General features: G+C 68.4%; 8 protein-coding genes. 1 reads left to right on the top strand and 7 read right to left on the bottom strand.

Annotated elements, in window-relative coordinates; genetic code table 11:
* A partial coding sequence (locus N5C88_RS31250; protein ID WP_280016924.1) for a sulfatase/phosphatase domain-containing protein occupies window positions 1-438 on the top strand: 438 nt, incomplete at its 5' end.
* A gap of 57 nt (window positions 439-495) precedes the next feature.
* Here the strand turns inward: N5C88_RS31250 and N5C88_RS31245 are convergent.
* From N5C88_RS31245 to N5C88_RS31215, 7 genes are all read right to left on the bottom strand, one after another.
* Window positions 496-2,193, bottom strand: a complete 1,698-nt coding sequence (locus N5C88_RS31245; RefSeq protein ID WP_118933698.1) for an AMP-binding protein — start codon at window positions 2,191-2,193, stop codon at window positions 496-498.
* A gap of 47 nt (window positions 2,194-2,240) precedes the next feature.
* A complete protein-coding gene (locus tag N5C88_RS31240) occupies window positions 2,241-2,831 on the bottom strand; it encodes a chalcone isomerase family protein (RefSeq protein WP_059372149.1) in 591 nt (196 codons plus the stop codon).
* Window positions 2,795-3,340 (bottom strand): DUF4442 domain-containing protein, encoded by a 546-nt coding sequence (locus N5C88_RS31235; protein ID WP_059372151.1) that lies wholly within the window; start codon window positions 3,338-3,340, stop codon window positions 2,795-2,797. The genes N5C88_RS31240 and N5C88_RS31235 overlap by 37 nt, the downstream gene beginning before the upstream one ends.
* Before the next feature lie 17 nt (window positions 3,341-3,357).
* A complete protein-coding gene (locus N5C88_RS31230; RefSeq protein ID WP_059372152.1) occupies window positions 3,358-4,557 on the bottom strand; it encodes an acetyl-CoA C-acyltransferase in 1,200 nt (399 codons plus the stop codon).
* Window positions 4,558-4,697: 140 nt separating this feature from the next.
* Complete coding sequence (locus tag N5C88_RS31225) at window positions 4,698-7,088, bottom strand: 3-hydroxyacyl-CoA dehydrogenase/enoyl-CoA hydratase family protein (RefSeq protein WP_059372154.1); 2,391 nt, start codon at window positions 7,086-7,088, stop codon at window positions 4,698-4,700.
* Window positions 7,089-7,150: 62 nt separating this feature from the next.
* Window positions 7,151-8,473 (bottom strand): outer membrane protein transport protein, encoded by a 1,323-nt coding sequence (locus tag N5C88_RS31220; RefSeq protein ID WP_059372156.1) that lies wholly within the window; start codon window positions 8,471-8,473, stop codon window positions 7,151-7,153.
* 77 nt (window positions 8,474-8,550) lie between these two features.
* Window positions 8,551-9,910 (bottom strand): 3-hydroxyacyl-CoA dehydrogenase family protein (locus tag N5C88_RS31215; RefSeq protein WP_280016923.1); only part of this gene is annotated, 1,360 nt, incomplete at its 5' end.

Below are 9,910 nucleotides of genomic sequence, written 5' to 3'. Positions count from 1 at the left end.
GTGCTGCGCGCGCTGGGCAAGTCCGGCCCCGGCCATCGGCTGGAGGGCCGCGAATTGCAGACCTTGCTGCACGGCCGCGATGCCGCCACGCCCTGGCGCGATTGCGTGTACTCGGAGCTGGACTACAGCTTCCGCCAGGCTCGCCTGTTGTGCGGCAAGACGCCGCAGAACGCGCGCGCCTGGTCGGTGCGCACGGACCGCTGGCGCTACGTGTACTGGCTGGACGAGCGCGAGCAGCTCTTCGACCTGCACGCCGATCCCGAGGAGTTCCAGGACCTGGGCGCAAGCAGCGCGCATGCGCAAACGCGCCAGGCGCTGCGCCAGCGGCTGCTGGAATGGATGCTGCGCGGCAAGCGCCGCACCACCATCAGCGACGAGGCCGTGGAGAAGGGGACCAACGCCCACAAGCGGGCAGGAGTGTATTTCGGGCAGTGGTAGCCGGACCCGGAGACAGCCGCCGGTCCGCGTCCGTTGCGGGCCGGCGGGTCTTCAGGCTTAACCCGGCTGCCGGGCTTGCGCCTGAGCGGCTTCCTGCGCCGCCGGTTTCAGCTCGCGGCGCAGGATCTTGCCGACGTTGGTGCGCGGCAGGTCGTCGCGGAACTCGATGTAGCGCGGCACCTTGTAGCCCGTCAGCTGCTTGCGGCAATGCGCGATCAGGGTCTCGGCGTCCAGCGCCGGGTCCTTGCGGATCACATACAGCTTCACGGCCTCGCCCGAGCGCTCGTCGGGCACGCCCACCGCCGCCACTTCGCGCACGCCGGGATGCAGGGCGGCCACGTCCTCGACCTCGTTGGGATAGACGTTGAAGCCGGACACCAGGATCATGTCCTTCTTGCGGTCCACCAGGAACACGTAGCCCTTTTCGTCCACGTAGCCCACGTCTCCGGTACGCAGGAATCCGTCCGCATACAGCACCAGCGCGGTTTCGTCGGGCCGCTGCCAGTAGCCCTGCGTGACCTGGGGGCCGCGTACGCAGATCTCGCCGGTCTCGCCCACGCCCAGTTCCCGGCCCGCGTCGTCGCGGATGGAAATGTCGGTGGATGGCACGGGCAGGCCGATCGAGCCGGTGAACTCCTGCACATCCAGCGGATTGATCGTGACCGCGGGCGAGGTCTCGGTCAGGCCATAGGCCTGCGCCAGCGAGCGGCCGGTGACGGCGCGCCAGCGGTCGGCCACCGAGCGCTGCACCGCCATGCCGCCGCCCATGGTCAGGCGCAGCCGCGAGAAATCCAGGCGCGCGAAATCCGGGTTGTTGAGCAAGGCGTTGAACAGCGTATTTACGCCCGTGAAGGCCGAGAACGGCACCTTGCGCATTTCCTTGACCAGCCCGGGAATGTCGCGCGGGTTGATGATGAGCAGGTTGCTGGCGCCCATCTTCATGAAGGTCAGGCAGTTCGCCGTCAGCGCGAAGATGTGATACAGCGGCAGCGCCGTCACGATGCATTCCTCGCCTTCGGTCACCAGCGGCCGGACCCAGGCATAGGCCTGGCTCAGGTTGGCGACCAGGTTGCCGTGGGTGAGCATGGCGGCCTTGGCCACGCCGGTGGTGCCGCCGGTGTATTGCAGGCAGGCCAGGTCGCGCTGGTCCAGCTTCACTTCGTCAAAGGGCGCGCTGCTTCCGGCGCGCAGCGCAGCGCCCAGCCGCAAGGCGCCGGGCAGGGACCACGGGGGCACCATGCGCTTGACGCGGCGGACCACGAAATCCACCAGGCGGCCCTTGAACGGCCCCAGCAGTTCGCCGATGGACGTCACCACCACCCGTTCTATCGCGGTGCCTTCCAGGGCCTTTTGCACGGTGGCGGCGAAGTTGTCGGCGACCACGATGACGCGCGCGCCTGAATCGGCCAGCTGGTGCTGGAGTTCATGCGGGGTATAGAGCGGGTTGCAGTTGACCACCACGCAGCCGGCGCGCAAGGCGCCGAACAGGCATACGGGGTACTGCAGCAGGTTGGGCATCATGAGCGCGACGCGGTCGCCGGGGCCCAGGCCGTTGGCGTGCAGCCAGGCCGCGAAGTCGCGCGTCAAGCGGTCGAGCTCGGCATAGCTGAGCGACTTGCCCATGCTGATGTACGAGGTCTTGCCGGCGTAGCGCTCGCAACTGTCGCGCACCACCGATACCAGCGTGGTCACGCCGTCCATCTCGATGTCCGCGGGTACGCCCGCGGGATAGCTTTTCTGCCAGATTCGTTCCATGTGCCGGATTTCCGTGTGGGGCCTGTACAGCAAGAGAGCCTTGGGCCCTAGCCGCCCAGCAGGGCTTTTTTCAGGGAGGCTTGCGCGGGTTTGTCGCCCAGCCAGACCCGCAGCAGGGCGCGCGCAAACGCGGGGCTGTCGATGCGTCCGCGCAGTTTGCCGTTATCGGTGACCGCAACGCCGCGGGCGTCGAAATCCAGGTCGACCACGTCGCCTTCGCGCACCGCGCCGATTTCCGCCATCAGGGCGGACAGGCGGGCGGCCGGCGCCTTCAACTCGGCCAGCTCCTGCGCGGACGTATTGTCGCGCAATCCGTCCTGCAGGGCTTCGTCCAGGCTTTTGCTGTCGACGTTGCGCAGCAGCAAGAGGCGCATGCGGCGCGGTTCGTCGCTATTGACCAGCGCGGCCGCGTCGCCGCTTTGCGCGGCGGTGTACAACGCGGCCACGTAGACCTTGACCACGAACTTGGTGCGCACGCCGGCGCCGTTGAGCACCAGGGCGCGGCCGCCTTCCGACAGGCTGTCCGGCACGCGCACGCCGGCCACTTCGATGTCGGCGGACTGCGCGGGGGCGCCGGCCAGGCAGGCGGCAAGCATGAGGCTCAGGGCGGCGATTCGCCCTCCGGGGATGCGACGCATGATTCTCCTCCAGTGTTCTTCTGCTTGTAGAACTTCTTGTCTGCGATATAGATCGTGCGTTCCACGACGGCGTAGACCACGCCGTCGCGGTCCTTGAGTTCCACCGTATAAGTCCGGGTGGTTTCATGGTCGCGCGCGAGGATCGCGCGGATTTCCGCGATCTCGTCGGGCGGGAGCCGGAAGTCCACATACAGCGTGGCGTACGCCGGCTTGCGGTAGCGTATGGTGGCCGCCTTGTCCCACACGATGTGGTCCGCGCCCAGCGCGGACATCAGCATCGTGGGGTGGGCGCCGTCGGTCACCGCGAACAGCGAGCCGCCGTACATCGACCCGACGATATTGCGCGTGCGCCGCAGCAGCGGCAGCTTGATGCGGATATGGTGGAAGTCCGCGGACACATGCACCACTTTGCCGCCGGTGGCGCGGAACGCCGGATGCAGATTGAAGCCCACCCGCATCAGGCGCGCCCGCCATGTCGGCGACAAGTTCTTGAACCAATAGGGCTTCATGTCCCGCGCCGCTCCGCCTACATCGCCTCGAACAGGCCGGCCGCGCCCATGCCGGTGCCGATGCACATGGTCACCAGGCCGTACTTGCCGCCGGTGCGGCGCAGGCCGTGGGTGAGGGTGGCCGTGCGGATCGCGCCCGTGGCGCCCAGCGGGTGGCCCAGCGCGATCGCGCCGCCCAGCGGATTCACCTTGGAGGGATCCAGCTTCAGTTCGCGGATCACCGCCAGCGATTGGGCGGCGAACGCCTCGTTCAGTTCGATCCAGTCCAGCGCGTCCTGACCGATGCCGGCGCGTTGCAGCACCTTGGGGATGGCTGCGACCGGGCCGATGCCCATGACTTCGGGCGGCACGCCGGCCACGGCGAAGCCGGCAAAGCGCGCCAGCGGACTCAGATTGAATTCGCGCAGGATGCGGTCGGACACCAGGATCACGGCGGCGGCGCCATCGGACATCTGCGAACTGTTGCCGGCCGTGACGCTGCCGCGCACGGCGAATACGGGCTTCAGGCGGGCCAGCGCCTCGGCGCTGCTGTCCGGCCGGGGGCCTTCGTCCGTCTCGACCAGGCGGCGCGCGGTGCGCACCGTGCCGCTGGCGTCGCCGGGCTGGCGCGACACCGTTTCATAGGGCGTGATCTCGGCGCGGAAGTGGCCGGCGGCGATGGCCGCGCAAGCCTTCTGGTGCGAGGCCAGGGCGAAGGCGTCCTGGTCCTCGCGCGAAACCTTCCAGCGTTCGGCGACCTTCTCGCCGGTCAGGCCCATGCCGAAGGCCATGCCGATGTTTTCCTGGTGCTCGAAGATGGCCGGGTTCATCGACACCTTGTTGCCCATGATCTGCGGCATGGCGCTCATGGATTCGGTGCCGGCGCCGATCATGATGTCGGCCTCGCCGGTGCGGATGCGGGCCGCGGCATCGGCCACTGCCTGCAGGCCGGATGCGCAGAAGCGGTTCACGGTGACGCCAGCCACGCTTTGCGGCAGACCGGCGAGCAACAGGCCGATGCGGGCCACGTTCATGCCTTGCTCGGCTTCCGGCATGGCGCAGCCGGCGATGACGTCGTCGATGCGCGCGGCGTCCAGGCCCGGGACCTGCGCCAGCGCGCCATTGAGCGCGGCGGCCAGCATGTCGTCGGGGCGGGTGGTGATGTAGGCGCCGTTGCGCTTGCCTACCGGCAGGCGCGTGGCGGCGACGATGTAGGCGTCTTGAATCTGCTTGCTCATAGTGATTCCTTGTGTGTCCATGGCGCTGGCCGTTGCTGTCCGCTGGCTTGCCCTGTCGGGGCCGCGCGGTTCCGGCTTCGCCGGTCCGCAGTCGGCGCCCCCTTGAAGGGGGAAGCGCCGCAGGCGCTGCGGGGGTGGGCCTAGTTCCTCAGGGGCTTGCCGGTGTCGAGGGTGTGGCGGATGCGGGCTTGCGTCTCGGGCGTGCGCAGCAGCGCCACGAACTCCTTGCGCTCCACGGCCAGCAGCCATTCCTCGTCCACCTTGGCGCCGGTGTCGACCTCGCCGCCGCACAGGGCCACGGCGGCGCTGCGCGCCACGCGGTAGTCGTGCGCGCTGATCATGCCGCCCTCGCGCATGTTGACCAGCACCATTTCGAAGTTGGCAATGCCGTTGCGGCCCGCGACCGGAATGTCGCGCAGGCGGGGAGGCGGCGTGTAGCCGGCCTCGGCCGCGGCGCGCGCCTGGCCGATCGCGACATACAGCAGCTCGTCCGGATGGAACACGACGATGTCGTGCTCGCGGGCGAAACCCGTGGCGATGGCTTCCAGCGCGCTCTTGGCGACCTGTGCCGTGGCAATGGTCTGGAACACCGGCTGCAGATAGGGGAAGACCTCGCCCGGCGTGGCGGTCCTGGCGGCCAGCGCGGCGGCGCGGCCGGCGAATTCCTTGCTGCCGCCACCGGCCGGAATCAGCCCGACGCCGGCCTCGACCAGCCCGACATAGCTTTCCAGCGCCAGCACCCGGTGCGAGGCGTGCATCAGGAATTCGCAGCCGCCGCCCAGCGCCATGCCCTGCACGGCCGCCACGGTGGGAATCTGCGCGTACTTGAACGACTGCGAGGTGCGCTGGAACTTTTCAACCGTGGCTTCCAGCATGTCCCATAGTCCCGCGGCGCAGGCCTCGGAAACTTGTTGCAGGTTGGCGCCCACGGCGAAGGGCGCGTCGTGCCAGATGACCAGGCCGTCGTATTCGCGCTCGGCGCGCGCCACCGCCTGCAGGATGCCGTCGAGCACTTCCGCGCCCAGGGTGTGGTTCTTCGAGGTGACGGACAGGATGGCCACGCCGGCGTCGATCTGCGGCAGGTTCCACAGGCGTACGCCTTCGTTTTCCCAGATCGTGACGCCGCGCGCGCTGGCGCCTTCGCCGAATACGCGCTCGGGGAACAGCTGGCGGCGGTACACCGGCAGCGTCGAGCGCGCGCGCAGCTGGCCGGTGCGCGCGGAGTAGGAGCCTTCGGGCGCATGCACGCCGTTGCGGCCGGGCTCCAGCGCCCATGCCGGCAGCGGCGTGTCGCTCATGGCCTGGCCGGCGGCGATGTCCTCGGCCACCGCGGCGGCGATGGCCTGCCAGCCGGCGGCCTGCCAGGTTTCGAACGGGCCTTGGGCCCAGCCGAAGCCCCAGCGCATGGCCAGGTCCAGGTCGCGCGCGTTGTCGGCCACGTGTTCGAGCTGCACGGCGCTGTAGTGGAAGATGTCGCGGAACAGGCTCCAGAGGAACTGGGCCTGGGGATGGCTGCTTGCGCGCAGCGCGGCGAAGCGCTTGCCCGGGTCGCGCTCCTTGAGCAGGGCGGCGACTTCGTCGGCCAGCTTGCCCGCGCTGGGCACGTAGTCCTGCGCTTTCAGGTCCAGCACCAGGATTTCGCGGCCTTGCTTGCGGTAGACGCCGGCGCCGGTCTTCTGCCCCAATGCGCCCTTGGCGATCAGGGCGGAGAGCCACTCGGGCAGCTTGAAGTAGCGGTGCCAGGGGTCGTCCGGCAGATTCTTGTCCATGGTGCCGACCACGTGGGCCAGCGTGTCCAGGCCGACCACGTCGGCGGTGCGGTAGGTGGCGCTCTTGGGACGGCCGATCTTCGGGCCGGTCAGGGCGTCGACCTCATCGAATGCCAGGCCTAGGCGGGCCGTGTGGTGCATGGCCGCCAGGATCGAGAACACGCCGATGCGGTTGGCCACGAAGTTGGGCGTGTCCAGCGCGCGGATCACGCCCTTGCCCAGGGTCGAGGTCAGCCAGGTTTCAAGCTGGTCCAGCACGACGGGCTGGGTGTGCGAGGTGGCGATGATCTCCACCAGCCGCATGTAGCGGGGCGGATTGAAAAAGTGGATGCCGCAGAAACGGTCGCGCAGGCCCGCCGGCAGGGCATTGGCCAGCGCGTCGATCGACAGGCCCGAGGTATTGGAGGCGATGATGGCGCCAGGGGCCACGTGCGGCGCGATGCGCTCGTACAGCGCGGTCTTCCAGTCCATGCGTTCGGCGATGGCCTCGATGACCAGGTCGCAGCCGCGCAGCTGTTCCAGGTCGTCGTCGTAGTTGGCGGGCGTGATGTACGCCAGGCGCGCGGCGCCGGCCAGGGGTGCGGGCTCCAGTTTCTTCAGGCCGGCGATCGCCTTCTTGACCGTGCCGTTGCGGTCGCCTTCGGCGGCGGCCAGGTCGAACAGCGTGACGGGCACGCCGGCATTGGCCAGATGGGCGGCGATCTGCGCGCCCATGACGCCGGCCCCCAGGACGGCGACGTGTTTGACGACGAACTTGCTCAAGGCAGTCTCCTGAAAAAAGCGGATGGCGGGGCCGGCCGGGCCGGGCCGCCATCCGGTGCGGGTTAGAAGCGGGACGACAGCTGTACGCCCAGGATGTGGGCATTGCTGTCATAGGTGCCCGCCACGCGGCCCTTGGTCAGCTGGTTGCCGGACGTGGTGTCGATGTCCGTCTTGCGCAGGTAGAGATAGGTATAGCCTACGTCCAGCGTGGTGTCCTTGGTGGCCTGCCACTGAATACCGGTCGAGAGCCAGTAGCGGTCATTGTCCGGCAGCGAGGTCGGACGGTCGGCTTCCTTGTACACGGGCGATTGGTCGAAGGCGACGCCGACTTTCCACTTCCAGTTGGGCGCGAACTTGTAGTTGGCGCCCAGGGCGACGCGCCAGCTGTCGCGGAAGTTCAGCGGCAGGTCGTCGTCGCGTGCGCCGACGCCCGAGTTGCGGATCTTCAGGTCGGGAATGCTGCTCCAGCCCGTCCACGAGATGTCGCCCAGCAGCTCCCAGCGTTCGTTCAGCTGGTGCGCCGCGCTCAGGATCAGGGTGTCGGGCAGGGTCACGGACGCCTTGGCGTCGAACGACACCGAGTTGCCGCGCGGATAGATGCTGGTGATGTCGGTGTCGCCCTTGGCCGTGTGCTTGATCTGCGAACGGTAGGACAGGCCGATGCGGGTGTCGTCCGTGGGTTGCAGCATGAAGCCCACGTTCCAGCCCCAGGCGTCGCCCTTGAGGTTCAGGTCGGCGTCGCCGGTGGTGCCCAGCGGCATGCCGGGAACCGGCAGTACGGCCTTCTTCTTGTAGTTGGCGTCGATGTGCTGCCAGTTCACGCCAAAGCCCATGGAGAACTTTTCGTTGACCTTGTAGGCGATCGAGGGGTTGACGTTGATCGTCTTGATCTCGAATTTGTTGGAGTGGTACTGGCCCACCCAGCCGTCGTCGTATTCGGTCATGAGGCCGAACGGGGCGCCTACGCCCAGGCCGATGAACCACTGCTCGTTCAACTGCCAGGAAGCGTACATGTTGGGCACCACGCCCAGGTTGCCGGCGTCGCCGCCGTTGCCGCCGGTCGGACGCGATCCGCCCAGGCCGGTGCCCGGCAGGCCGGGAATGCTGGGATTGCGGCTGTCGCCGTTGTCGGAAAACTTGAACGACGGCTTGATCAGGTTGACGCCGCCGGACACATTGAAGCCGGGCAGGTAGGTCATGCCGGCCGGGTTGTAATAGATGATGCTGGCGTTCTCCGGATTCGCCGCAGAGCCTGCATAGGCGTTGCCCAGGCCGCTGGCGTTCTGCTCCAGGAGCTGAAAGCCGGCCGAGTGCGTTGCCGTGGATGCGCCCAGGCCGACCACGAGGGCCGACAAGGTGCTCAGGGACAATGAACGTCTGCTCATGGTACTGCCTCCTCGTGATGGATAGATGTCTCTATGGCACTGCCGGTCTTGTCGTTCCGGTTTAGGGTGTACAGGTCCTAATCGGCCTCAGCCGGTCTTATACTTTGCAACGCGTTACTGCTTTGGTAATGCAAGGGGCCGCCCGTGAATGGCGCGAACCCCGTTCCGAAAATCACGCCCGCGTCGGCCAGGTCGGCGTCGGCGACGATGCCTGCGTCCACGCGCTGGCGCGTGGCGTCGATCAGCGGTTGTATCAGGCGCTGCGCCAGGCCGGCGGGCGCGCCGGACTGGCTGGCGCCCTTGACCGGCTTGCCGTCGCGCCAGACGTAGAAGCCGCGGCCGCTCTTCTTGCCCAGGTCGCCGCGCGCCAGGCGCTCGGCCAGGCAGCGCGGCGGCTCGGCGTCGCCAGCAAGTTCCGCGCCTGCCGCGCGAGCGATGTCCAACCCCACGGTATCGGCCAGCTCCAGCGGCCCCATCGGCATGCCGAATGCCACCATGGCCGCGTCCACGGCTTCGGGCGCCAGGCCCTCGTCCACGCTGCGCATGGCCTGCAGCATGTAGGGCGCCAGCACGGCGTTGACCAGGAAGCCCGGCGCGCTCTTGACCGGCAGCGCCAGCTTGTCGATCTGGCCGACGAAGGCGCAGGCTCGGGCCTGCGTCTCGCCCGCGTCGCCGTCGGCGTGCACGACTTCCACCAGCGGCATCTTGGCCACGGGATTGAAGAAGTGGATGCCGACCAGCCGTTGGGGCTGCGCCAGGTCCGCGCGCAAGGTTTCCAGCGACAGGCTGGAGGTGTTGGTGGCGAGCAGCGCATCGGGCTTCATGCGCGGCTCCAGCGAGCGGTAGAGCGCGCGTTTGGCTTCGGGCTGTTCGCTGATGGCTTCGATGACGATGTCGGCCAGCGGCACGCCGCCGCCTGCGGGATCCGGCACCAGGCGGTCGAACGCCGCGCGCGCGACCCGCGGATCCTTCAGGCGGCGCGAGAACAGCTGGGCAGCGCGCTTGATGGCGGGCGCGATGCGCGCCATGTCCTGGTCCTGCAAGGTGACCGTCATGCCCTTGAGCGCACACCAAGCCGCGATGTCGCCGCCCATCACGCCGGCGCCGACCACGTGCACGTGGCGCGCGGGCGCAATGCCGGCCTGCTTGCCGTTGGCCTTCAGCCGTTCCTGCAGGCGGAACACCCGCAGCAGATTGCGGGCGGTGTCGGAGGAAATGATGCGCTCGATCAGCGCGGGCGCCTGCAAGGCGTTGCCGCCGTGCTTTTCCCAGATCTCGACGATGGCGGGCGCGGCCGGATAGTGGCCCAGGGGATCCTTGGCCGCGATCTGCTTACGGGCGCGATTGGCGACGATGGCCTTGAGCGGCCAGCGGTTGGCCCAGGCCCCGAAGCCGCGCGCGCGCCGGGGCGCCTTGCGCGACAGCACGGTCTGGCGC

Source organism: Achromobacter sp. GD03932 (genome assembly GCF_029839485.1).
GTDB lineage: Bacteria > Pseudomonadota > Gammaproteobacteria > Burkholderiales > Burkholderiaceae_B > Achromobacter > Achromobacter bronchisepticus_A.
The sequence above is the reverse complement of the archived record's forward strand: the minus strand, read 5'-3'. Positions and strand labels throughout refer to the sequence as shown.

Coding starts and splice junctions, on each gene's coding strand:
- N5C88_RS31245 (WP_118933698.1), bottom strand. CDS start 2,193: ATGGAACGAATCTGGCAGAAAAGCTATCCCGCGGGCGTACCCGCGGAC.
- N5C88_RS31235 (WP_059372151.1), bottom strand. CDS start 3,340: ATGAAGCCCTATTGGTTCAAGAACTTGTCGCCGACATGGCGGGCGCGC.
- N5C88_RS31240 (WP_059372149.1), bottom strand. CDS start 2,831: ATGCGTCGCATCCCCGGAGGGCGAATCGCCGCCCTGAGCCTCATGCTT.
- N5C88_RS31230 (WP_059372152.1), bottom strand. CDS start 4,557: ATGAGCAAGCAGATTCAAGACGCCTACATCGTCGCCGCCACGCGCCTG.
- N5C88_RS31220 (WP_059372156.1), bottom strand. CDS start 8,473: ATGAGCAGACGTTCATTGTCCCTGAGCACCTTGTCGGCCCTCGTGGTC.